The sequence below is a fragment of the Nocardioides sp. Soil796 genome, assembly GCF_001429525.1.
GTDB lineage: Bacteria > Actinomycetota > Actinomycetes > Propionibacteriales > Nocardioidaceae > Nocardioides.
In genome coordinates, this window is the sequence record NZ_LMSQ01000015.1 from 88,971 (window position 1) to 112,187 (window position 23,217).

The window sequence follows — 23,217 nt, forward strand, 5'->3', positions numbered from 1 at the left end:
TCGGGTGATCGGACGAACTGGAGAAAGACGAGACCTATGAAGCAGAACAAATTCTTGCAGATCGTGGCCGCTCTGGCCGCGCCCATCTTGGCGCTCAGTGCCTGCAGTGGCGCCGCTGGATCCGGCGATGTCCCCGGCGTCACCGATGAAAAGATCGTCCTCGGAGTGAACGCGGACCTGTCCGGCCCGGCAGCCAGCACGGGCATCGATGCCACCAAAGGCTTCGAGGTCTACTTCGACTGGCTCAATGACAACGGTGGGGTGGACGGCCGCAAGGTCGAGGTGATCAGCCGCGACCACGGCTACGACCCGACCCGCGCGTTGTCCAACTGGCAGCGGTTCGTGAAGCAGGACAACATCTTCGGCGGCATGTGCTTCGGCACACCGAGTTGCGTCTCAGTGGCACCCCAGATCATCGCCAACAAACGCCCGCACATCATGATCTCCCAGGCCAAGGCGTTCTACGAGCCGCAGAACGACTACGTCCTGATCAACGGCATCCCCTACTCGTGGGAGGCCGCGATCACGATCGACTACATCGAGGAGAACTACCACCCCGAGAAGATCGGCGTCATCTACCAGGACGACGACTTCGGTCGCGACGGCCTCTCCGGCGCCGAGAAGGCCGCCGAACACTACGGGATCGAACTGGTCACCGAAGGCTACGAGCGCGGGTCGACCGACTTCACCGCCCAGGTCGCTTCACTCCGTCGAAAGAACGTCGAGTGGGTCCTCACCTCGGGCGTACAGGTGGAACCGGCCGCGATCATGTCCAAGATCGCTGACCTCGGATGGGACGTCAAGATCGGCTCCTTGGTGGCAGCGTCCGTGCAACCATCCACCATCGCACTAGGTGATTCGGAGGACTTCGAGGGGTTCATCGGGCCAACCAGCTGGGCCGCTCCGACCGACGACGTACCGGGTGTGAAGCAGATGCTCGAGCGGGCCAAGAAGTACGCGCCCGATCACGAGGTGGGGACCTACTTCATCTACGGCTACGTCAACGCGATCATCTACGCCGAGGGACTGAAGAAGGCAGCGGAGGCGGACAACCTCACTCCTGAAGGGGTGGTGGACGCTTGGTACCAGATCAAGGATCTGGACACTCAGGGCTTGTATTCGCCGATCTCCTTGAGCCGCGAACAACCATTCCCCGGTGACTCCGCCTCGATCCTCGAGTACAAGGACGGCGCCTTCGTCAAGATGACCGAGCCAACAGCACCGAAATCGCTGGACTGACATTTCTTGATGCGCCGTGTGGGGGCGCCGGTGACGACCACCAGCGCCCCCTCAACCCTGACAGAGGAGGACTCACATGAAGGTCATGGCCGCCGATCCGGTGCTCGCGGACCACTCAACGCTCGGATCCTGCCAGACGATGCCGCAGCTGCTGGTCGAGAACGCCGAACGTTACGACCGGCGAACCGCGCTGCGGTGGAAGCGCTTCGGGCTCTGGGAACAGATCAGCTGGGCCGACTACCGGGACCACGTCCGGGACTTGGCACTCGGGCTGACCGAGTTGGGCCTCGAGGCCGGACACCGAGTCGCCATCGTCGGTGACAACCGCCCCGAATGGGCCTACGCCGCCCTCGCCGTACAGGCCATGAAGGGATGGTCCGTTGGCCTCTATCAGGACTCCTTGGGTGAGGAGTTCCGCCACATCATCAACCATGCAGAGCCCGAGATCGCGATCCTGCAGGATCAGGAGCAGGTCGACAAACTCCTCGGTCTGGGTGATGGAGTTCCATCGGTTAAGCACATCGTCTACTACGACTCCAAGGGGCTGCACAGCTACGACGACCCACGACTGGTGAGCATGGAGGAGGTCAAGGAACGCGGTCGCCTGCAGGGCCTCGAAGGTGCCGAACGGTTCGCCCGGACCGTCGCCAGTGCAGACGGCAAGGACGTGGCCGGAATCTTCTACACCTCCGGGACCACCGGTGCACCCAAGGGAACGATGCTCACCTACGGCAATCTGATGAGCATGGCCACGGGCCTCAACGACGTCGACCCCTTGAAGCCGGGTGACGACTTCCTCTCCTTTCTCCCCATGGGGTGGATCGGAGAGCAAATGATGACGATGGCGACCGCTCTGCTGGTGCCCCTGGTGGTGAACTTCCCCGAGGAGCCTGAGACAGTCAGCAACGACCTGCGTGAGATCGGACCCCGGGCAATGTTCGCCCCGCCCCGGGTCTGGGAGAACAACCTGTCCACCTATCAAGTCGGTGTCGAGGAGGCTCCCTGGCTCAAACGGGTCACCGCACACTGGGCGATGCGGATCGCCCACCGCGCACTTGCGCGGCGTACCGCTGGCAAACAGGTGCCGCCGATGCTGTGGCTGGCCCGACTCCTTGCCGAGCACACGATGCTCCGATCGGTGAAGAACTCGATGGGCCTGACGCGCCTGCGCAGGGCCTATACCGGCGGTGCGGCAATGGGGCCGGAGGTGTTCGACTTCTTCCAAGCGTTGGGTGTGAACCTGAAGCAGGTCTACGGCCAGACGGAGTGCGCTGGCATCGCAGTCGTCCACCGCGATGGACGAGCGCGCTCGGACACGGTGGGAGAGCCACTGCCGGGCGTCGACGTCACGATCGCTGACAGCGGCGAGATCTTCATTGGCGGCGACTTCGTCTTCGCCGGCTATTACCGCGACCCCGAGGCGACGGCCGCTGCGTTGACGCCCCAGCGACAGTTGCGCACTGGTGACGCGGGCTTCATCGACCCTGCGAACCAGTTGACCGTGATCGATCGAGTCAAGGACCTGATGTGCCTCGCTGACGAAACTCAGTTCTCTCCCCAGTTCCTCGAGAATCGACTCAAGTTCAGCCAGTACATCCGTGACGTGGTCATCTTCGGCCGTGAGCGGGACTTCGTCTCCGCGCTGATCAGCATCGATGCCGCGAACGTGGGCCACTGGGCGGAACGAAACCACGTGGGTTACACGACCTACACCGACCTCACCCAGAAGCCGGAAGTTGTCAGCCTGATCCTGAGCGAGGTACGCAGGGTCAACGTCGACGTACCCGACCGGACCCGGATCCATCGCTTCGTCCTGTTGCACAAGGAGTTGGACGCTGACGACGACGAACTCACCAGGACGAGGAAAATTCGGCGCGGCTTCGTCGAGGAGCGCTATCGCGACCTGATTGATGCCCTCTATGGCGGTGAAGACCGCTGCGAGTTGCGGACCGAGGTGCGCTACTCGGGCGAGGAGGTGGCTGAATCCACGGTCCGGCTGCAACTGCTCACCGCTATCGACATTGACGCAACACCGCCAATGTGCGGACGTGCGTGAACCATCGGCTAACCGGGCGTGGTTTCCTGTGCCTGATTCTCAGGGCTGGGGGTTGAGACGACAGCTTTGCTGCAGCCTCGTGGCGCTCGTTCAGGAAGCGGGCAGGGTCGATACTGGGCACAGCGGCGGTCATCGTGGTTCTCCATTCGAGAGTGCTTTGGAAGGTTCACTCGAAGGATTTACCCGGTGGCCGCGCCTACGTTGGAGGCACGCGCTCACTCAGGTTCGTCGTACACCACTCTGCTGGACTCCACTTGGCGGTGATGTATTGAAGCGAATGCGCTGCCAGATCACAAGCTCGTGAAGTTCGGAAACATGGGGCCATGGAGCCACGGCGGTTGGAGCCCACGGCTCAATGATTTCGGAATCGCGCCACCGATTCCGTGGCAGGTACAGGTGCACGCCCTCTCACGGCGGCTAACGAAGCCGCGCGGCGCGACTGGGAAATCGAACAGTGATCCGGGATGCCGCAATGAGTTCAGTCGCTCGGTCCTCGTCGAAAAGGTCGCCAACCAAGTCGGAGGCGCTCACATCGACCCCGCGCTTTACCTGTTGCACCATTAACTCACTCGCCAGAACTCAATGGGCGTCAGTCGAGGTGGGGTTGAGCAGGAATCGCCGGTGCCCTTGACGATCCGACAGATCGCCTGGGCAGACCACGAGATGCTACGCGTGCACCTGCCGGAGATGCTGCGTGAAGGCCCGACTCCCCCACACAACCCGTAGGTCGGGTGACGTCCCACTGAGTGGCGTAGGTTTTCGCGACGCCGTGGCGTTAGCCAGCGCCGCGATCTACCAAGAACACCAGCAGGGCATCCCAAGAATCGGGCCACCTGTCGCCCACACATTACGAACCTCAAAGACGGAGGCTACAAGTTCGTCCTGAGCGCTGGCATAGCGTCGCCCGCTGGCCAGAAACCCAGTTTTCATCTCTTCGCACTAATTCGGGGGTGGCGGTATGCGCCAGCGCTGCCAGAGTGGAGCGGTGACCAGTCACTCATCCGTTCCTCGCCCACAGGCCGCGACCCAGCCACCGATCGACGACGACGACATCCCGCGCTTCCTTGCTAAGCTTGGCCTGCCCGGGCTGGTGGATCTCCACGTCCACTTCCTGCCGGACCAGGTCATGCGCAAGGTCTGGTCCTATTTCGACGACGCCGAGGCCAACTACGGTCTGCGGTGGCCGATTCGGTACCGGTGGGAGCAAGCGGAACGCGCGGACTTCCTGAGGCGGATCGGTGTGCGTGCGTTCGCGCCCCTCGTCTATCCCCACAAGCCGGGGATGGCCCGATGGCTCAACGAGTGGGTTCGGGAGTTCGCGGCGGGCACGCCGGAGGCGGTCGTGACGGCGACGGTGTTTCCCGAGCACGACGTCCTCGACTATCTGTCGGAAGCCGTCGCTGCCGGCGCGCGTGCCGTGAAGGTGCACGTCCAGGTGGGGGCCTTCGACCCACGCGAGCCCGTGCTGCAGCCGGTCTGGGAGATGCTCGCGGCGAGCGGGCTTCCTGTAGTTACGCATTGTGGCCACGGCCCACTGCGCGGCGCACACACCGGCCTCGACGTGTTCGGCGAGGTGCTCCACGACCATCCGGACCTCACGGTCGTCCTTGCCCACGCGGGAATGCCGGACTATGACCAAGCGCTGAAGCTGGCCACCGCCTACGAGCGGGTCCATCTGGACACGACCATGGTCGGCACGGCGTTCACGGAGTCCCATGCGCCGCTGCCGACCGACTGGTCGGCGCGGTTGGTCGATGTCGCGGACCGGATCGTGCTCGGCTCGGACTTCCCGCAGTTGCCGTACGCGTATTGCGAGCAGCTCAGCGCGATCGCCGGCTGGGCCGCTGCCGACGACCGGCTCGGCGACCCGTTCCTGCGCTCGGTCCTGCATGACGCACCCGCGCGCCTGCTCCGCCTCGACAGCTGAACAGGCGCGCGGACCTCAACGAGCGGCGAGTTCGAGCGCGACCACGCTGATCTCCCGGCCTTCGTCGAGCACGGACCTGCAGGCACGGTCGACGAGGTCCTTGCTCAAACGCAGTGCGAACGCCGATTCGGCTTCGCGGACGATCTCCTTGCGCAACCGTCGCAACCGGCCGCCAGCTCGTGCCGTCCGGCCCAACTCGCTGACCAGGGAATCGATGCCGGAGGCATCAGGCACGCTGGTGCGGATGACGGGTGGGTGGACGCTGTCGGACGATCGCAGTGACAGCATCTGCTCGAGTTGACGCGCCGTCCGTGCCGCACCCGGCAGATCCGACTTGTTGACGACGAGGATGTCAGCGACCTCGAGCATGCCGGCCTTGATCGCCTGTACGTCGTCTCCGAGGCCGGGAACGGACACGAGGACCGCCACATCGGCGTACTCCGCGATGTCCACGTCGGACTGGCCGCTGCCGACGGTCTCGAGCAGGACGACATCCCAGCCCGCCGCGTCGAGCGCATCGATGAGGGCCGGAACGGCCCGGGACAGGCCTCCCGACTGGCCCCGCGAACTGACCGACCTGATGAAGACCCCGGGGTCGAGGGTGTGCTCGCCCATCCGGGTCCGGTCCCCGAGGACCGCTCCACCTGAGAGCGGGCTCGATGGGTCGACAGCCAGGACTGCCACCCGCTTGCCTTCGTTGCGCAATGCACCGATCAATGCTCCGATCAGTGAGGACTTGCCGGCACCGGGCGGGCCGGTCACACCGACCACCATCGCCCGGCCCGTGTGCTCGAGCAGGGTACGACGCAGTGCGATTGCGTCGACGCCACCCTTCTCGAGCACCGTCAGTGCCCTGGCCAGGTTTCCCTCGTGGCCAGCGGCGACGGCGGCAGCCAGCGTGCTCATGCCACGATCAGCGGGTTGCCGAACCCGAGTTCGTCGCGCAGGGTCGCCACGATCTCACCATGGGTCACGCCCGCGGTCGCGGCATCCACCACACTCGCGAAGACGTTCTTGCTCTCGTCCTCGGCCGCAGCTCGCAGCCCGTCGATGCCGCGACGGACCTCCGACTCGCTGCGGGACCGCTTGAAGTCGCGGAACGCCGCCACGTGGGCTTCCATCGACTCCCGATCTGGCCGATAGGGCGGCGGCTGCTCCTCGTTGTCGTCCTCCGACTCGTAGCAATTGACCCCGATGACCCGGTCGACGCCGGCATCGATCCGCTCCTGTGCGGCGAGTGCGGAGCGCCCGATCATGCCCTGCACGAGACCCGAGCCCACGGCGGCGTACATCCCCCCGGCCTCCTCGATCACCGCCATGACGCGCAGGATCTCCTCCTCCATCTGGTCCGTGAGGTGTTCGACGTAATATGAGCCGCCGAGGGGGTCGATGACGTCGCACAAGTGTGCTTCTTCACGCAGGATGTTCTGCGTAGCCACGGCGATGCGCGCCGACTCCTCGGTGGGGCAGGTGATCGCCTCGTCGTAGGCGTCCGTGTGCATCGATTGCAGTCCAGAGAAGATGCCGGCAATGGCCTGGGTCGCCACTCGGGCAACGTTGTTCAACGGCTGCTGGGCGGTCAAGTCAACGCCCGACGTCTGGCCGTGGAACTTGAACCGCCACGAACGCGGGTCCTTCGCGCCCAGCCGGTCACGAGTGATCCGGGCCCAGATTCGGCGGCCGGCCCGGAACTTGGCGACCTCTTCGAAGAACGAGATCGACACGTCGAAGAAGAAGGTGAAGCGGGGCAGGATGGCGTCGGGGTGCAATCCACGGGCCATGCAGTCCTCGGCGTACTGGATGGCGGTGGCCAGGGTGAACGCCATGGTCTCGGCGGGGGTCGCTCCGGCCTGCTGCATGTGTTGGCCGACGACCGAGACGGGGTTCCATCCGGGCACTCGCTCACGGCAGTAGGCCACGTGGTCGACCAGGACCCGGCGCGATCCCGGCTGGGAGAGTCGGTAGAACATGTGGTTCGCAACGAAGTGCGAAATGTAGTCAGACTGGTTCGACGTCCCCGTGATCTGGTCGAAGGCAACGCCGCGACGGTGGGCCGTCGCAAGCACGAACGCCAGCAGGGTGAAGGGTGTCGGGTCGTTCATCGCCGTGGAGATCGAGCCGAGCGGGACGCCGTCCAAGGCCCTGTCCATGTGGTCGACGTTGTTGATGACGGTGCCGCACGTGCCCAGCAACGGCGCCGGGACCTCGTCGCAATCGAGACCACGGAAGCCGGAGTTGCACGGCAGGAGGCTGATCGCGCTGGCCCCTAGGTCGAGGATCTGGCGGACCCGCGCGTTGTAGTCGGCCGGCGTGCCGAGCCCGATGAGCTGGCGCTGGGTCCACGTCCGGCCGCGATACATCGACGGATAGATCCCGCGCGTGAACGGCTCCTGGCCGGGGAAGCCGAGGTCGGCCTGATAGCGCTCGCCCGCCCAGTCGTCGGGCGTGTAGAGCGGTTCCACCACGATGCCGGAGCGGTTGCGTACGACGCGGTCCAGGTCGGCCTGCTTGGCGTAGTCAGCGGCCCAGCGTTCCCGGGCGGCGCTGGGGGTCACGGCGGTCATGCCGGCACCTCCGCTCTGGAGCGGCGATCCCGCACGGCTGCACCCAATTGGTTGACCGCATCGACGATCTCGTCACGCGAGGAGCCCGGGCCGAAGATCCGGCCGACTCCGGCGTCGGTCAGCATCGCGTGCTCGCTGTCGGGCACGATGCCTCCGACCACGACGGCAACGTCATCGAGCCCGGCTTCGGCGAGCTCGCGCAACAGGTCGGGCACGATCAGATGGTCGGTGGCCAGGGACGAGACCCCGATCACCTCGACGTCCTCCTGGAGCGCCAGGCGCACGACCCCGCTGATCGTCTGCCAGGGCGGGGTGTAGACGACTTCATGCCCCGCGTCACGAAGGTATGCGGCGATGATCCGACTCCCGCGGTCATGGCCGTCCAGTCCGATCTTCGTGATCAGGACCCTGATGGGTGTGTCCACCGGTGCCGCCTTTCGTTTGGTCAATATGCGTGCGAGCACTCGCTCGCATTCCGAGTATGCGTGGGAACGGTCGGCGTCGTCAAGGCCGCCCATGGATGGCGCTGGTCACGACGCGCCCGGCGGCTATATGCTCGGGCCCGTGACCTGCCCCCGAGCGCCGTACGCATGCCCCTCAGACGCCCGACGCGACGGGGTGTCCTGCCGATGAAGCCCCCACGTGAGGAGCGATTGGCCCGGGTGCAGGAGGTGGCGACCCGACACATCATGGAGCGCGGTTTCGACCGGGTCTCGGTCAACGAGCTGGCCGAGGATCTCCAGATGAGCGTCGGTGGCCTCTACCGCTACATCCGCTCCAAGCCCGACCTGCTCGTGATGGCCTGCGAGACGATCTACGGCGGATTGCGCGAGACTCTTGCTGAGATCGCCACCGACAATCGTCACGAGCTGCCCGCGAAGCTTCGCCTGATGATCGACACCTATCTGCGTGAATGCGTGCGCAACCGCAAGCAGATCCTGCTGATGTATCGCGAGTACCGCCACCTCCCCGAGGAGGCGCACCGCCGCTATCAGGAACGGGAGCTCGGAATCGTCGGTGTCTTCGCGGATCTTCTGTCTGCAGGCATCCGACGCGGCGCCTTCGCTGACGTCGACACGCAGGTCCTCGCGCAGGACATCGTGTTTCTCGGCCACCTGCCCGCCCTGAAGGGATGGGCGTTGCGAGACCGCATCGCCGTCGACAACCTCATCGACGAACAGACCGCTCTGGTGATGGCACGACTGTCCGTCTGAGGCTCGGGAAGGCTCAGGGAAGCAGGCCGGCCTGGCGCGCAACCTCGACCGATTGGAGGCGGCTGTGCGCGCCGAGCTTGGCCAAGGCGGAGCGCAAGTAGCTCTTGACCGTCTCTGCAGAGACGCCCAGGGCCGCCGCAATCTCGCCGTTCTGCAGTCCGGTTGCGACGTGCGCCAGTACGTCGACCTCCCGCTCGGAGAGCAGGTCACTCTCGGCAGGCGAGGCAATCAGGCGCCGGCAGCAGTCGCGCAGCACCTGCTGCTCGGCAATGCCATCGGCGCTGGCGGCGAGGGCGCGAAGCTCGGCGAAGGCGACGCGGATGGCCTCGGTCTCGCGGCCCGTCAACTGTTCATGGCTCCTCATTGAGCAGTCCTCGTCTTCCCACTTGCCGCCGGTCCCTCGCAAGGATAACATGCGAGCGAGCGCTCGCGTTTTATGCGCCGGATTATCGCTCAGAAACGAGGTGGCGGAATGCCCAGTGTCCTGAAGACGAGCTCGAACGCGAGCGACGCCCTTGAGCGGGCGCTCTCGGCGGCGCTGACGACTTCTGGCCTGCCGGTTGTGTTCGCCGGCAGGGTCCGGTCGGGAGCGCTGCGCATCAGCCGCCTGCGCGGCAATCGCTGCGAGGCTCTGAAGGGTCTCGCGCTTCCCCCTGACGTCGGGCTCGGCGGCAAGGCCGTGACCATCGGACGCCCGGTGTCGGTCCGCGACTACGCCAGCGCACTCGCGATATCCCACGAGTACGACGCCGCGGTGGCTCGCGAAGGGCTCCGCAGCATGGTCGCCGTACCGGTGCGTGTGCACGGCGACATATCGGCCGTCCTCTATGGCGGGGTCCGTGCGCCCGTCGCGATCGGCGACCGTGCCATCAATGAACTGGTCGCCCTGAGTCACCAACTCGGTTACAGCCTCGAGCAGGCCGCGTCCGCACCGGTGGCAGACTCGGTTTCCGCACGGGTTGCGCAGGGTCCGGGCCGGGTCCAGTGGTGCACCACGGTCGAGGGGATGCTGTCCGACCTCAGCGGGGAGGCGGCCCCACTGGTCCACGACGAGGCCCGCCGCACCTGTGTCAGGCTTCTGGCAGTCATGCGCGGAGACTTGGAACCCGCACGCCCGCCGCTGCTGTCCTCACGCGAGCGCGAGGTCCTGGCGCTCGCCGCAGCAGGTTGCAGCGACCTCGACATCGCCGAGGACCTCGGGCTCGACGTCGTCGCCGTTCGCACCGCGGTCCGGGGACTACGCCGGGCGTTCGGTGTCCGCAGCCGTCACGCCGCCGTGTCCGCGGCCCGATCCTCAGGAGTCCTGCCATGAGCACCTCGACCCTTCCGCCTGCCCCCGGCGCAGCGACGATGTTCGCCGCCGACGCGACCGCGCGCCGCGACGGCATCGTGATCACCAGCTTCGGGAACCGTGCGGCCGACGGGGAGATGGTGGTGACTGAGGCGATGCTCAACGGGCACGGAACCTGCCACGGCGGCCAGATCTTCCTCTTCGCCGACACCGTGTTCTCCTGCGCCTGCAACAGCGATGGCCCGGCGGTCGCCGCAAAGGCTGACATCGTCTTCGTCGCACCCGCGCACCTCGGCGACGTGTTGCGAGCAACCGCCCACGAGCAGGCCAGCTTCGGCCGCAACGGAGTCTTCGACGTCACGGTCACCCGCGCCGACGGCACCCTCATCGCCCTCTTCCGCGCCCACAGCCGCTCTCGCTAGAGCCACGGGGACGGAAGAACCCGGGCCTCCGCAGACGAACTGCGAAGTCCCGGGCTGACGTCATTCCGGTGACTCAGCCAGCCGAGTCCTGACGCAGACCTCGACCACGCGTCTCCACCAGCATCAGCGTGCACACCAGGGACATCGCGCTGATCACGGCGAGCATCACTCCGATCGAGCGACTGCCGTACTCCGCAGCCAGGCCGGGCGCCAGCAACGGAGGGATCGCTCCGCCCAGGACCGCGGCCAGCCCATAGCTGAAGCCCGCCGCGGTGTAGCGGTAACGGGTCTCGAACAGCTCGGGCAAGAACGCGGCGGCCGGTCCGTAGGAGACCGCGAACACCACGAGCGACACCGTGACGCCGAGCGCAAAGGCCAGCGGCGATTCGGTGTCAAGGATCGGGAAGAGCGCCAGACCCCAGGCGATACCGAACACACATGCCGTCACGATCACGCGGCGTCGCCCGAAGCGGTCCGAGAGGATGCCCGAGGCGGCGGTGGCGAGGCCGAAGACCACGGACGCCCCGAGCCCGATGGTGAGTACCGTGGGCCGGCTCAGCGCGGCCCCGTCGGGGTTCGTCCCGTACGCCGTGAGGTAGGCCGTGCCCATGTAGAAGAAGGCGAACAACATGGCAAGCGAGCCGGCTACCAGGAGAATCTCCCGCGGCTGGGCGCGAACGGCCTCGCGGAACGGCGAGTGGCGGCTGGTGTCCAGTTTTGCCTGCGACTCGCGGAACGCCGGGGTCTCCTCGATCGAGAGGCGCACCCACAGGCCCAGACCCACCAGGAGGATCGACAACAGGAACGGAATCCGCCAGCCGTAACTGAGGAACGCGCCATCGGTGTCGCCCAGCAGGAGACCCGTGATCAGGAACGTGCCGCTCGACAGACCGAAGGCAATGCTGGGGCCAAGCTGGGGGAACACGCCGTACCGACCGCGCCGCCCTTCGGGGGCGTATTCGGCGGTCAGCAGCGTCGCACCGGCCCATTCCCCGCCGACGGCGAAGCCCTGGGCGAGCCGGAGCATGACGAGCGCGATCGGTGCCAGGATCCCGATGGTCGACGAGCTCGGCAGGACGCCGATCAGCGCTGTGGCGACACCCATCGTTAGCAGCGTGGACACCAACGTGCGCTTACGGCCGATCCGGTCACCGAAGTGGCCGAAGACAACCGCCCCGACCGGCCGGGCCACGAAGGCGACGGCGAACGTCGCGAAAGACGCAACCGTGCCGGCGGTTGCCCCGAGCGATGGGAAGAACACGGTCGGGAAGACCAGCGCGGCCGCTGTGCCGTAGATGAAGAAGTCGTAGAACTCGATGGTTGTTCCGACACAGCTGGCCATGGCGATGCGACGCATGGACACCGGACGGGCCGGAGCGGATGGCTCGGCATTCTTGGTTGTGGACATAGCGGTGCAGTGTTCGTGGTGAGGTGGCTCACTCGCTACCCCCGAAATGAGGCCCATTTCGGGGGTAGCCCCTCACGCCGAGCCGGCGCATGCTGTGGCCATATTCGAGGAGAAAGGTGGTCTCAGATGACCCCCCATCGCGCCTATTGGGACGAGCCGAAGGAAACCCGTACGCGGGCCGCACGGGAGGACGAGGTGCTCGCCCTGCTGCAGGCCCAGCTGCACCGGGTGTACGACGAAGTGCCGTTCTATCGCGAGCACTACGACGCGCATGGATTCCACCCCGACCAGGTCCACACTCTTGAGGATTTCACCAGGCTGGTCCCGGTCATCACCAAGTCCATGTTGCGCGCCGACCAGGCCGCGAACCCGCCGTTCGGGAGCTATCTCGGCGTACTCGAGTCGAAGATCGCCCGCATCCACGGCTCGTCCGGAACCACCGGCGCACCCACGCTCTACGGCATCTCACACAGAGACTGGGAGCACGTCGCCGACGTGATGGCGCAGGGCTTCTACACCGCGGGGATCCGCCCCGACGACAAGGTGCAGCTCTCCACCGTGTTCGGCATGTTCATCGGCGGTTGGGGCTCGCTGCTCGGCTGCGAGCGGATCGGGGCCACCACGTTTCCGATCGGCGCCGGCGAAACGGAGCGTCAGCTCGAGCTGATGTACCGGGTCGGCTCCACGGTGTTGATCTGTACGCCGACGTACGCCTTGCACATGCTGGAGCGTGCCCGCTCGCTGGGCTATGACACGGCAGCGTCCCCGCTGCGCCTGGGCATTTTCATCGGCGAACCAGGAGCCGCCATCCCGGGCACCCGAGAGGTGCTCGAAAAGGGCTGGGGCATGACGGTACGGGACCTTGCCACGACCTCTGAGATGACGCCTTTCGCGACCAACGCCGAGTGCCAGGAGGGTCGCGGCGTACATGTTCTGCAGGATCAGGTGTGGACCGAGATCGTGGACAAGGCCGACACGCACGTCGGTGCCCCGGAGGGAACCAGCGGCGGCGTGGTCTACACGCATCTTCACCGCGAGTCCCAGCCGATGATCCGGTTCGCGTCCGGCGACGAGTCCCACATGACCTATGAACCATGCCCGTGCGGACGGACCTATCCCCGACTGCCCAACGGTGTCTACGGACGCCTCGACGACATGCTCATCATCCGCGGCGCGAACGTCTACCCGAGCCAGGTACAGCGCTCCCTGCTCACCGTGCCCGGAACAGGCGTCGAGTTCGTGATCGTCCTCGACCGTCCAGACACGATGGACCGGGCAACAGTGCGCGTCGAGTACGACCCCACTCTCGAACCCAGCGACCTCGATGCCTTCAAGCGCGAACTCACGGAGGCGGTCCAGGCGCGGTTGAAAAACGACACGAACATCAGCTTCGCAGTCGAGGTCCTGAAGCCGGAGACACTCGAGCGGTCCATGTCGAAGGCCAAGCGCGTCGATGACCGACGCCCCGCAATGGTGGCCCGATGATATTGAGGCCCGTGCGCAAGGGTGTCTGAGGCAGGTGCGGCCTAGCCAGGATGATCGGCGGCGCTGAGGGCTTCTGGTCGACCCGGAGCCTCGGGCGTGTCGTTCGACGCGCCTGTCAGGTTGGTATGCCGCGAATAGTCGGCGATCTGTCCGTCCCCACCAAAATTCTTAACGAGGTTGATCGCTCCGGCGAGTCTGTTGCACTCTCAGGTGACGGGCCAAGTTGGGCCACTCAACCGAGCCGGCTCGCGCGTCATGGCAACCCGCCCCGCAAAGGGGTGCCGCAGCGATCAAAACGAGGCGATTGGGATTCCTCGCCTCGACTTGATCGCTCCGAACCCTTGCCCGACATAGGTGAATAGGAACCGCTTTGTGTCTCCAATGTTCTCCCCCGCCAAGGTTGCAAAAGGAGACTGCAACGTCGAATGGCTCCTCCGAGCCGGTCCAACCAATCTTGGTGTGCCCCACCGTTTGGGTTCGAGCACTCGGCGTACCTCCCATTGACCGCGATTCACAAACCCACTGCACGCTGACGTGCGACAACGCTCGCGGGTCAGCTGCACGATCATCAGGCCGTGTGCCCTCCGTGAAGCAGCCCTCGAGGGTGCGCAGTCGCCGTGAACTACAACGCCGCAAAAAGTTTGCTCGAAGTGATCGCTGCGATCTGCCAGTGTTCCTTAGGTGCATAGGAGCCTGCTGTGGTGTGACTGCCGATGTTGACCGCAGTGACAAAAACCACTGCATGTTGACCTGCAGTTATGTGTTCAAGCGCTCCGACGTGTCGTCACCGATGGAGCATCCTTCAAGCCACTCCCCCGCCGTCCACATCTCGGTACGTAGGGCCTCAGGAAAGACCAGACCGGCAGTCCCCGCGCAGCCACTTTGTCCGATGGCGTCACGGTCGGCCGTTCGGTCGACCTCGACCATCCCCACTACTCGAAGCGCAGCACCCAAGAGGGGCACACTGAACAGCACAAGCACCGACGGCCAGTCTGATGCGCTCGTTTGAGCAGGGGCCGCCTTCTTCATTCTGGACGAGGATTCCCACCGACACCACGGGACAGTCGAGCCCTGGTTTCGCGACGTCCGGCGTTCTACCACATGTCACGGCGAGGCGTCCCGACGATGCAGCCGTGGTCACTCTTGCCGCCGGCACGACGCGCAACCCAGCAGGGCAGTGGCCACGATGAATGCGGGCCGTCGGACCCGCATCGTCGATATGCGGTCACCGGGATGCCCTTCACTCAGCAACCGGGTTCCAGTCCGCCGCCCAGGCCGATATCGCGTCGATGACCGGTCCCAGCGCCCTTCCCTTGGGCGTCAGCAGGTATCGCGGGGCACTTGAGGTGCCTGGGCAGATCCGCGAGAGGAGTCCTTCGCGTTCCAGCTCTCGCAGCCGCTCGGTCAGCAGGCGGTCGGAAATTCCAGGGATCGCGGCGTGGATCTCACCGAAGCGCTCAGCGTGGGTCATCAGCGCGTGGAGGATGACACCGTTCCAACGCCGGCCCAGCAGTTCCACCGTCTGGTGGAACTGAGGGCAGTAGCGTCCGCAGTCATTGTCCACCGGACCGATCAGCCCGTCCGCCACCTCGACCCCACCTCTGCATCAAGCTTGATTGACCTGCGGTCAGGCTACTGCTATAACTCAACCACTTACTCATAGTAAGTATCGATCGTAGGAGGAAGCGTGGATGTTCTGGTACTCATCGGGAGGGTGCTCTTCGCCCTACTCTTCCTCGGATCAGGCTACGGACACCTCGCACAGAGGGAGATGATGGCCGGATACGCCGCCGGTAAGGGAGTGCCCGCCGCGCCCGTCATGGTCGTCCTGACCGGCCTGCAGCTCCTGGCCGGCGCACTCATGGTGGCCCTGGGGATCTGGCCCGACGTCGGGGCCCTGTTGCTCGCGGCCTTCCTGCTACCCACCGCCTTCATCATGCACGGCTTCTGGGCCGAGACCGACCCCGGAGCCAAGGTCATGGAACAGACCCAGTTCCTCAAAGACCTCTCGCTGGCCGGTGCGGCACTCGTGATGTTCGCGGCCTTCGCCTACCTCGGTGACGATCTCGGCCTCGTCCTCGTCGGACCGCTATTCACCCTGTCATGAGCAAAGCCGTCCCTGTCCCTGTTCCCATGCCCCAGCGCCCTGGCCCGCGGCCCTCGACGACCCCGACGAACCCACACACCCAGCTCGACCAGCAGCCCCGCGATGACCAACCACGGGAGCGCCTGATCGGGCAGATCGGCACCCTGCCGGGGGTGGTCTGGGCGGGCTCGATGATCTCCGTCCCCGGTGCGCAGGCGCTCACCCTGCCTCAAGGCCCGGCCCAAGGGCCACCGGATGCGTTCATGATCGGCACCGAGTTCGCCCACCTCCACCCATCCCCCGATCAATCCCTACACCTGGTCCTGCCGCCTCCGACCGCCGAGGCTGCGATCGAGGCTGGCTGGGCCGAGCAGCACCCGATCGCCCGCCTCGGGATCATCTCGCCGGGGGCGGTCATGGTCTACGCCCCACGCGATGCATACGAGGCGGACATCGCCGCTGGCCTCGTACGGGCATCCTACGCCTACGCAATCGGTGCAGAACCTCCGATCACCACCGGGAACGAGCGCGGGCACTGACGGCAACGCCGGCTCTCAGGTCGCGCTGTTAGGAACCACGCCACTCCAACAGCTGGACCTCATCGCAGGAAGACTCGAGGGCAATCTGGCCCTCAAACACCGGCACGTTGGGCGACATGGGACGACGAGGGTGCGGCACCTTCGGCCGCTGACGCCAAGACCGCGGACTGCGACCCGAAGGCGGAACTCGCCGAACGGACCATCGAGCTCATGCGCGCGCGGCGGTGAGATGCTCTCGGCGCAGCCGCCAAACCTGGGCGACCAGCCCGGGGTGCAACGCTGGACCGACTTCACAGTTGAGCAGCACGACGACTTCGTCATCTTGTAGAACAACGCCTCGGGTGTACGCGCGGCGGCATCGCGCCTGATCCGCGCGGACTGGGACCTGTAGTGCCTCACATCAAGAACCCGCAACCGCTGATCATGGGCTTCATTGACACGATGAGAAGCCAGGGCCACGCGGTCGAGTCGATCTGCCGGGCCCTGCGCGAGCAGGGCTGCCAGATCGCCGCGGACCTACCGCAGCTGGAAGCGAGCAGGCCGAGTCGTCGCGGTGCGGACCGTGAGTGACGCCACGTCGTCAACGCGGTGCGTGACATCGCCTAGTGTCCTGAGTCGTTGATTCGCGTGCAGTAGCGGGCTATGGAGTCGAGGATCTGGTCGGCCGTCTTGGTCCAGACGTAGGGCCTGGGGTTCTCGTTCCAGGTCTTGATCCAGCCGCGGATGTCGTTGTTGAGGGCGCGGACGCTCGTGTGCGCGCCGCGCTGGAGCTTCTTGGTGGTCAGCTCGGAGAACCAGCGCTCGACCAGGTTGAGCCACGAGCTCGAAGTCGGGGTGAAGTGCACCACGAAGCGCGGATGGGCGACCAGCCAGCGCTGGATCACGGGGGTCTTGTGGGTCGAGACGTTGTCCATCACCAGGTGCACTGCGAGGTCGTCGGGAACCTCCTTGTCGATCGTGGTCAGGAACTTCTTGAACTCGATCGCCCGGTGCCGGGCGTGCAGCTGGCCGATGACCTTGCCGGTGGTGATGTCGAGTGCGGCGTAGAGGCTGGAGGTGCCGTGGCGGGTGTAGTCATGGGTGGCGCGCTGCGGGGTCCCCGGCAACATCGGCAAGATCGGTGCGGTCCGGTCCAGCGCCTGGATCTGGGACTTCTCATCGACGCACAGCACCACGGCCCGTTCAGGTGGGGCGAGGTAGAGCCCGACGACGTCCTTGACCTTGTCGACGAACTGCGGGTCCTTCGACAGCAGTCCCCGGGATAGGCCAGTTGCGGAGTGACGCGCCGTGCTTGCGGTGCTCGGTTGGCGACCGACGGCGTTCGGTCATCACCTGGGTCTTGAGTAGTCAAACCCAGCTGCCTAGCGGCACCCGCTGCACTGCACAACCCGTCTTCAAGGTCGGGGGTGAATAGCCCTGGGTCTGATGGAGGCTCTCTCAATCCATGGAGGATGAGAGTCATGGCAGCACCCAGGAAGGACCCCGACGAGCTGCGTGAGCGGGCCACGAGGATGGCCGTCGAGCTCCGGCAAGATCCCGAGACCAAGGTCGGTGCGATCAATCGTGTGGCCGAGCAACTCGGCATGCACCCCGAGACGTTGCGCAACTGGGTCCGGCAGGCCGAGGCCGACGGTGGTGTCCGGCCCGGCACCACGACCAGCGACGGGCATCGGTTGGCCGAGCTCGAGCGGGAGAATCGCGAGTTGCGTCGGACCAACCACATTCTGAGGACGGCTTCGGCTTTCTTCGCGGCGGAGCTCGACCGCCCCACGAACAGGTAGTTGCCTACATCGAGGCTCATCGCCACGACGTGGTCGATGGCGCGAGGTCGGGGTCGAGCCGATCTGTGCCGTGCTGAAGAAGGCCGGCTTCACGATCGCCCGGAGCAGCTACTACGCCGCGAAGACCAGGCCGCCGTCGGCACGTGCGATCCGCGACGCCGAACTGGTCGAGGATATCAAGGTCGCCCACAAGGCCAACCTCGGGGTCTACGGCGCGCGGAAGATCCACGCCGAGCTCAACCGCGAGGGCGTGAAGGTCGCCCGCTGCACCGTCGAGCGACTCATGAGGGCTGAGGGGCTGCGCGGGATCCCGCGGGAGAAGACCCGCAAGACCACCCTCGGCGACGGCGCTGAGACCGAACGACCCGAGGACCTTGTCAGCAGGAAGTTCGTCGCGACAGCACCGAACCAGCTGTGGGTGGCCGACCCCTGACCTACGTCAGGACCCACGCTGGCTGGACTATGTCGCGTTCGTCCTCGATGTCTTCGCCCGAATGATCGTCGGCTGGCAGGTGTCCACCAGCCTGCGCACCGACCTGGCGTTGGACGCCCTCGACATGGGCCTTTGGAACCGGCAACGGGCCGGGCAGGATGTCACCGGCTTGGTCCATCACAGCGACCGTGGAGTATCGGGCGAAATCAACCGGTCGTCGCAACACCTCGACTGCATGGAGGTGTTCGGTGGTTCGTCGACAACAGGATGCGGATCGTGCGGTGCGGCCGGCGATGCGGTCGCCTGGGCGTCCGTATCCACCCCCGGCATGTGGAGCAGGAGTTCTGGCGGCGGATCGCCGAAGGGATGGGCAGCGAGGACGCCGCGGCCGCTGTTGGCGTGTCAGGCCCGGTCGGGTCGCGGTGGTTCCGCCACGGTGGCGGGATGCCACCGATCACTCTTGCCGCACCGTCAGGCAGGTATCTGTCGTTCGTTGAGCGGGAGGAGGTCGCCATCCTGAGGGCGCAGGACCAAGGGGTGCGCGAGATCGCCCGGCGGGTCGGTCGGCATCCCTCGACGATCTCGCGCGAGTTGCGACGCAACGCCGCCACCCGCAGCGGGAAAGTGGAGTACCACGCTTCGGTGGCGCAGTGGAAGGCCCGGAGCGCAGCCAAGCGCGCCAAGACCGCGAGGCTCGTCGAGAACCCGCGGCTGCGCGACTACGTCCAGGACAAGCTCGCCGGTGTGCTCCGTGGACCAGATGGCGTGGAGATCATCGGGCCGGACGTGGCGCCCTGGAAGGGGCGGAACAAGCCGCACCGTCAAGACCGCCGTTGGGCGTTGGCGTGGAGTCCGCAGCAGATCGCCAACAGGCTCCCGATCGACTTCCCCGATGATGAGTCCATGCGGATCAGCCACGAGGCGATCTACCAAGAGCTCTACATCGAGGGCCGCGGCGCGCTCAAACGCGAGCTGGTCGCCTGCCTGCGCACCGGTCGGGCGCTGCGCGTGCCCCGGGCCAGATCACGCAATACGCCCGGCGCCCACGTCACCGCGGACGTCGTGATCAGCCAGCGGCCCGCCGAGGCTGCCGACCGCGCGGTGCCCGGTCACTGGGAAGGCGACCTCATCATCGGGCTGAACCGCTCCGCGATCGGCACTCTGGTCGAACGCACCACCAGGTACACGATGCTCGTGCACCTGCCCCGTGCCGAGGGCTACGGGATCGTTGCGCCCACGAAGAACGGTCCACCGCTGGGCGGCTACGGCGCGGTCGCGATGAAGGACGCCCTCGCCACGACGATGACGACCCTGCCAGAGCAGCTGCGTCGCACGCTGACCTGGGACCGCGGCAAGGAACTGTCCCAACACGCCCAGTTCAAGAGCGAGACCGGGATCGCGGTCTACTTCGCCGACCCCCACTCGCCCTGGCAGCGGGCCACCAACGAGAACCACACGGCCTGCGGCGCCAGTACTTCCCCAAGGGCACCGACCTGTCCCGGTGGGAGCGCACGAGATGCAGGCCGTCGAAACAGCCCTCAACAACCGACCCCGCAAAACCCTGGAAGGGAAGACGCCGGCCGAAGCCCTCAACGAGCACCTACAGTTGCTTTCCCAAGGCGGTGTTGCTTCCACCGGTTGAACCTGGTTCGAGCGATTCGCTACACCGAGCGACTCGCGGAAGCAGAGGCCGTCGCGTCGGTCGGATCGCGGGGCGATTCTTACGACACGCGATGGCAGAGGCGCTCAACTCGCTGTTCAAGACCGAGTGCATCCGCAACCCGGTCATGCGGCCGAAGGGCGGCTGGAAGACGTCGGCGACGTCGAGATCGCGGTCGCCGAATACGTCGACTGGTTCAACCACAGGCGCCTGCACGGCGAGCTCGGACTTGTCCCGCCCGCCGAGTTCGAAGGCAACCACTGGGCCAGCATCACCCCCGGAGCACTACCCTCAAGAACTCGTCCCGACCGGGACTGGATCCAAGTAATCGAGCCTCCACGAAACCCGGGGCGATTCACTCCCACAGTCGAGAACAATCGGGGGACGACGTCGGGGGACGAGGGGTACCCAGCAGGCCATCCGTGCCTGTCACGGTACCGGCGGCCTGCGGCTGGCTGCGCCCTGTGTGAACCTGAACGGGACAATGATTGGGTGTCAATCAAACCGGGGGCAGTCCCCAGGGGTGCACCAGCCAGTGTTCAGTTGAGTTGAGCCATGCATCGAGAACTGGGAAGGACACACAGCTAGCCGACCGAGCACCCGGCGGCCTCCCGGTCGTCGTGCCCACACGACAGGGATCCCCACGACCGTCCGCCGAGACGCATCGAGCAGATAACACGACTTCCAACTCGCGAACTACGTTCCAACCTGCTAGACCGTCAGGATGTGGACGCTGCCGGCTGCCGCGTCCAGCCCGGTGGCGACGCCACCCAGCATCTGGGCAAGGCCGACCTTGGCGCCAGGTACCTGGCTGGCTCCGCTGCGCCCGCGCAGCTGGTCGGTGATGTCGCAGATGACCCGGACGCCGGATGCGGCCAGCGGGTGGCCGAGGGACAGCAGCCCACCGCTCGGGTTCACGGGGATGCGCCCGCCTAACGAGGTGGCGCCGGAGCGCAGCAGACCCACGCCATCACCGCGCGCGCACAGCCCCAGGTCCTCGTAGTGGACGATCTCTTCGCTCGCGAAGGCGTCGTGCAACTCGACGACGTCCACGTCGGAGGGCGCCACACCGGCCTGCTCGTAGGCGAGGGCCGCCGCCCGCGCACCGAGCTCGAGGGTCGTGATGTCGGAGCGCCGGAAATCGTAGTCGCCCGAGATCAGCGCTGATCCAGCGACGCGGACCGGTGCTTCGGCGTACTTCTTCGCCACGTCGGCGGACGCCATGACCACGGCGGCAGCCCCGTCGGTGTTGGGGCAGCACTGGAGCAGCGTGATGGGGTCGGCGATCATCCGGGAGGCCAGTACTTCTTCGACGGTGAAGCGCTTCTGGTACTGCGCTCGCGGGTTCAGGGCACCGAAGTCATGCGCCTTGACCGACACCTGGGCGAAGTCCTCAGGTGTCGCGCCGTGGGTCGCCATGAGACGTTGCGCCTGAAGCGCGAACAGTACGGGCATGCTGAGTCCGAGCTGACCGTCGAGGTCGTCCCTGTCCGGCGGGATCAGCTTCCCGGCGATCGGACTCGTGGTCATCGACTCGACACCGATGGCGATGCCGAGGTCGACGAAGCCGGCGGCGATGTCCTTGTAGAGGCTGCGGATCGCTGTCGATCCACCCGCGCACGCGTTCTCGACGTTGACCATCTCGACGCGGGTGACGCCGAGGTCCTTCATGATGGTCTGGCTGGTGATCATGGCGTCGTAGACCCGGGAGGAGAAGACGGCCTGTATCTGGGCGGAGTTGATGCCTGCGTCGGCGATCGCGGCGCGGGCGGCCTGGCCTCCCAGGTCGGCGATGCTGCGCTCGGGCATTTTGCCGAAGTCACTCTGTCCCACTCCGAGGACGAAGACCTCACGCATGGGCGGATTCCTTTCCGGGCGCAGGGACGAAGCGGTAGGCGAGCACGTCCTGCTCCTGCTCACGCCACATCGGCACGATCTCGAGCGTCATCGGTGTGCCGGGCGCCGGAAGGTCCTCGCCGGCGGAGATCGCGAGTTGGGCGAAGACCCTCACGCCGTGGGGCATGGTCACGTAGCCGACGGTGTAGCCAGGTGGGTAGCGGTGGTTGCCCATGTGCACGACGGTCGCGCAGAGCAGCTCGCCGTCTGAGCCGAGTTCCACGGGCTCCTGCGCTTCCCTGCCGCAGTCGAGGCAGCGAGGAGCGGGCGGATACGACGTGTGGCCGCACGCGGTGCAGCAGCTCGCGAGCAGGGTCGGGCCTGCCGCTGTCTCGCGGAAGAGTCCTTCGCGCAGGGGAACGGGGTTGGTCACGTCGATGCTCCTGGTTCTAGGTCGCGGTCCATGGGAGGACGGGTCAGCTCGGCGGGAGGATCATCCCGGCGTCCAGCCGGATCGAACGGCCGTTGTGCATAGGGTTTCGGACGATCTCTTCGATCAACATCGCGAACTCCGCGGGCTCGCCCATGCGCCGTGGGAAGAGCGACTGGGCGGCGAGCTCCGCCTTCAGGGCGGGAGGGACCTGGTCGTAGATCGGCGTGTCGAAGGCACCGGGCGCTACCGTCATGACACGGATTCCGTGCTGGGCGAGCTCACGGAACAGCGGCATCGTCAGGCCGACGAGGGCGGCTTTGGAGGCGCTGTAGGCAATCTGCCCGATCTGGCCCTCCCACGCCGCGCCGGACGCGACGTTGATGATGACACCACGTTCCCCGCCGGCGGTAGGCTCGCTGGCCGCCATGCCGGGGGCCACGCTGCGCATCACATGGATCGGGCCGTAGAGGTTCACCTTGATCCCCTTGTCGAAGACCTCCATAGGCAGCGGTCCGCGGCTGGACAGGAGCTTGGCGGGGGCGGCGACGGCGGCGGCGTTCACCACGACCTGGACGGCACTGTGCTCGGACTCGACGGCCGCCACGGCCATCTCGACCTGGTCGAGCTGGCTGACGTCGACCTCAAGGTAGCGGTAGCGCTCCCCCAGCTCGGCGCGGAGGGCGGCTCCGCGTTCGTCGTTGAGGTCGAACGCGGCGACTGCCCGGGCTCCGAGCTCGAGCAGGCGGCGGGCGGTGGCCTCACCTAGGCCGGAGGCGCCACCGGTCACGATGGCTACGGCGTTCTCTATCTTCACGGCTTCTCCTGGGAGCGTTGTGGTTCTCG

Annotated in this window: 20 protein-coding genes and 3 pseudogenes; 13 read left to right on the top strand and 10 right to left on the bottom strand. The window is 66.1% G+C overall.

The features are described from left to right. Positions 1 to 36 precede the first annotated feature (36 nt). The 3 genes from ASH02_RS05980 (at position 37) to ASH02_RS05990 (ending at position 5,222) form a co-directional block, all read left to right on the top strand. A complete protein-coding gene (locus ASH02_RS05980; protein ID WP_056675196.1) occupies positions 37 to 1,239 on the top strand; it encodes an ABC transporter substrate-binding protein in 1,203 nt (400 codons plus the stop codon). Between the two features lie 76 nt (positions 1,240 to 1,315). Next, positions 1,316 to 3,295, top strand: coding sequence for an AMP-binding protein (locus tag ASH02_RS05985; RefSeq protein WP_156393466.1), 1,980 nt, complete (start codon positions 1,316 to 1,318; stop codon positions 3,293 to 3,295). A gap of 985 nt (positions 3,296 to 4,280) precedes the next feature. Next, positions 4,281 to 5,222 carry an amidohydrolase family protein gene (locus tag ASH02_RS05990; RefSeq protein WP_235532470.1) on the top strand — a complete coding sequence of 314 codons (942 nt, stop codon included), beginning with the start codon at positions 4,281 to 4,283 and terminating at the stop codon, positions 5,220 to 5,222. Positions 5,223 to 5,237: 15 nt separating this feature from the next. On the opposite strand, the gene meaB is transcribed toward ASH02_RS05990, so the two are convergent. From meaB to ASH02_RS06005, 3 genes are read right to left on the bottom strand one after another with little or no spacing between them, the layout of a single operon-like run. Beyond that, entirely contained in the window at positions 5,238 to 6,128 is an 891-nt protein-coding gene (gene meaB / locus ASH02_RS05995) for a methylmalonyl Co-A mutase-associated GTPase MeaB (RefSeq protein ID WP_082563440.1), read from the bottom strand. Next, positions 6,125 to 7,786 (bottom strand): acyl-CoA mutase large subunit family protein, encoded by a 1,662-nt coding sequence (locus ASH02_RS06000; protein ID WP_056675194.1) that lies wholly within the window; start codon positions 7,784 to 7,786, stop codon positions 6,125 to 6,127. The genes meaB and ASH02_RS06000 overlap by 4 nt, the downstream gene beginning before the upstream one ends. Next, positions 7,783 to 8,304 carry a cobalamin B12-binding domain-containing protein gene (locus tag ASH02_RS06005; RefSeq protein WP_082563439.1) on the bottom strand — a complete coding sequence of 174 codons (522 nt, stop codon included), beginning with the start codon at positions 8,302 to 8,304 and terminating at the stop codon, positions 7,783 to 7,785. The genes ASH02_RS06000 and ASH02_RS06005 overlap by 4 nt, the downstream gene beginning before the upstream one ends. A 111-nt stretch (positions 8,305 to 8,415) precedes the next feature. Between ASH02_RS06005 and ASH02_RS25545 the strand changes: the two genes are divergently transcribed. Then, entirely contained in the window at positions 8,416 to 9,000 is a 585-nt protein-coding gene (locus ASH02_RS25545) for a TetR/AcrR family transcriptional regulator (RefSeq protein ID WP_162250902.1), read from the top strand. Positions 9,001 to 9,013: 13 nt separating this feature from the next. Here the strand turns inward: ASH02_RS25545 and ASH02_RS06015 are convergent, their stop codons facing one another. Beyond that, complete coding sequence (locus ASH02_RS06015; protein ID WP_056675184.1) at positions 9,014 to 9,364, bottom strand: response regulator transcription factor; 351 nt, start codon at positions 9,362 to 9,364, stop codon at positions 9,014 to 9,016. A 108-nt stretch (positions 9,365 to 9,472) separates the two neighbouring features. On the opposite strand from ASH02_RS06015, the gene ASH02_RS06020 reads away from it, so the two are divergent. Together ASH02_RS06020 and paaI are read left to right on the top strand one after the other, a co-directional pair. Then, positions 9,473 to 10,312: a LuxR C-terminal-related transcriptional regulator gene (locus tag ASH02_RS06020; protein ID WP_056675181.1), complete on the top strand. Its 840-nt coding sequence runs from the start codon at positions 9,473 to 9,475 to the stop codon at positions 10,310 to 10,312. After that, positions 10,309 to 10,713, top strand: a complete 405-nt coding sequence (paaI, locus tag ASH02_RS06025) for a hydroxyphenylacetyl-CoA thioesterase PaaI (protein WP_056675179.1) — start codon at positions 10,309 to 10,311, stop codon at positions 10,711 to 10,713. Before ASH02_RS06020 ends, paaI begins: the two co-directional genes overlap by 4 nt. Before the next feature lie 73 nt (positions 10,714 to 10,786). Here paaI and ASH02_RS06030 read toward each other — a convergent pair whose 3' ends face one another. Next, positions 10,787 to 12,178 (bottom strand): MFS transporter, encoded by a 1,392-nt coding sequence (locus tag ASH02_RS06030; protein ID WP_200951054.1) that lies wholly within the window; start codon positions 12,176 to 12,178, stop codon positions 10,787 to 10,789. Between the two features lie 69 nt (positions 12,179 to 12,247). Here ASH02_RS06030 and ASH02_RS06035 point away from each other — a divergent pair, with 69 nt between their 5' ends. Further along, the gene (locus ASH02_RS06035) at positions 12,248 to 13,606 is read left to right on the top strand and encodes a phenylacetate--CoA ligase family protein (protein WP_056675175.1); all 1,359 of its coding nucleotides are present in this window, start codon (positions 12,248 to 12,250) and stop codon (positions 13,604 to 13,606) included. A 1,240-nt stretch (positions 13,607 to 14,846) separates the two neighbouring features. Here ASH02_RS06035 and ASH02_RS06040 read toward each other — a convergent pair. Beyond that, the gene (locus ASH02_RS06040; protein ID WP_200951053.1) at positions 14,847 to 15,194 is read right to left on the bottom strand and encodes a winged helix-turn-helix transcriptional regulator; all 348 of its coding nucleotides are present in this window, start codon (positions 15,192 to 15,194) and stop codon (positions 14,847 to 14,849) included. Between the two features lie 99 nt (positions 15,195 to 15,293). Between ASH02_RS06040 and ASH02_RS06045 the strand changes: the two genes are divergently transcribed. From ASH02_RS06045 to ASH02_RS25985, 3 genes and pseudogenes are all read left to right on the top strand, one after another. Beyond that, positions 15,294 to 15,713, top strand: a complete 420-nt coding sequence (locus tag ASH02_RS06045) for a DoxX family protein (RefSeq protein WP_056675171.1) — start codon at positions 15,294 to 15,296, stop codon at positions 15,711 to 15,713. Positions 15,714 to 15,739: 26 nt separating this feature from the next. Then, the gene (locus ASH02_RS06050; protein ID WP_056675168.1) at positions 15,740 to 16,231 is read left to right on the top strand and encodes a luciferase domain-containing protein; all 492 of its coding nucleotides are present in this window, start codon (positions 15,740 to 15,742) and stop codon (positions 16,229 to 16,231) included. 408 nt (positions 16,232 to 16,639) lie between these two features. After that, a pseudogene (locus ASH02_RS25985) lies at positions 16,640 to 16,834 on the top strand (IS3-like element ISPfr13 family transposase); the annotation flags it as partial. On the opposite strand, the pseudogene ASH02_RS06060 reads toward ASH02_RS25985, so the two are convergent. Continuing rightward, a pseudogene (locus ASH02_RS06060) lies at positions 16,834 to 17,481 on the bottom strand (IS630 family transposase); the annotation flags it as partial. The pseudogenes ASH02_RS25985 and ASH02_RS06060 overlap by 1 nt on opposite strands. 210 nt (positions 17,482 to 17,691) lie before the next feature. Between ASH02_RS06060 and ASH02_RS06065 the strand changes: the two are divergent. From ASH02_RS06065 to ASH02_RS25550, 3 genes and pseudogenes are all read left to right on the top strand, one after another. Then, positions 17,692 to 18,012: a transposase gene (locus ASH02_RS06065; RefSeq protein ID WP_056675162.1), complete on the top strand. Its 321-nt coding sequence runs from the start codon at positions 17,692 to 17,694 to the stop codon at positions 18,010 to 18,012. A gap of 70 nt (positions 18,013 to 18,082) precedes the next feature. Further along, a complete protein-coding gene (locus tag ASH02_RS06070) occupies positions 18,083 to 18,445 on the top strand; it encodes an IS3 family transposase (protein ID WP_162250901.1) in 363 nt (120 codons plus the stop codon). A gap of 293 nt (positions 18,446 to 18,738) precedes the next feature. Continuing rightward, positions 18,739 to 20,087, top strand: a pseudogene (locus ASH02_RS25550) (IS30 family transposase). 729 nt (positions 20,088 to 20,816) lie between these two features. Here ASH02_RS25550 and ASH02_RS06075 read toward each other — a convergent pair. Genes ASH02_RS06075 through ASH02_RS06085 form a run of 3 tightly spaced genes read right to left on the bottom strand, consistent with a single transcriptional unit; the run spans position 20,817 to position 23,188 of the window. Beyond that, positions 20,817 to 21,962, bottom strand: coding sequence for a thiolase family protein (locus tag ASH02_RS06075; protein ID WP_056675159.1), 1,146 nt, complete (start codon positions 21,960 to 21,962; stop codon positions 20,817 to 20,819). Continuing rightward, complete coding sequence (locus ASH02_RS25990) at positions 21,955 to 22,374, bottom strand: Zn-ribbon domain-containing OB-fold protein (RefSeq protein WP_162250900.1); 420 nt, start codon at positions 22,372 to 22,374, stop codon at positions 21,955 to 21,957. The genes ASH02_RS06075 and ASH02_RS25990 overlap by 8 nt, the downstream gene beginning before the upstream one ends. A gap of 43 nt (positions 22,375 to 22,417) precedes the next feature. Then, positions 22,418 to 23,188 (bottom strand): SDR family NAD(P)-dependent oxidoreductase, encoded by a 771-nt coding sequence (locus ASH02_RS06085; protein WP_056675152.1) that lies wholly within the window; start codon positions 23,186 to 23,188, stop codon positions 22,418 to 22,420. Between the last annotated feature and the right edge of the window lie 29 nt (positions 23,189 to 23,217).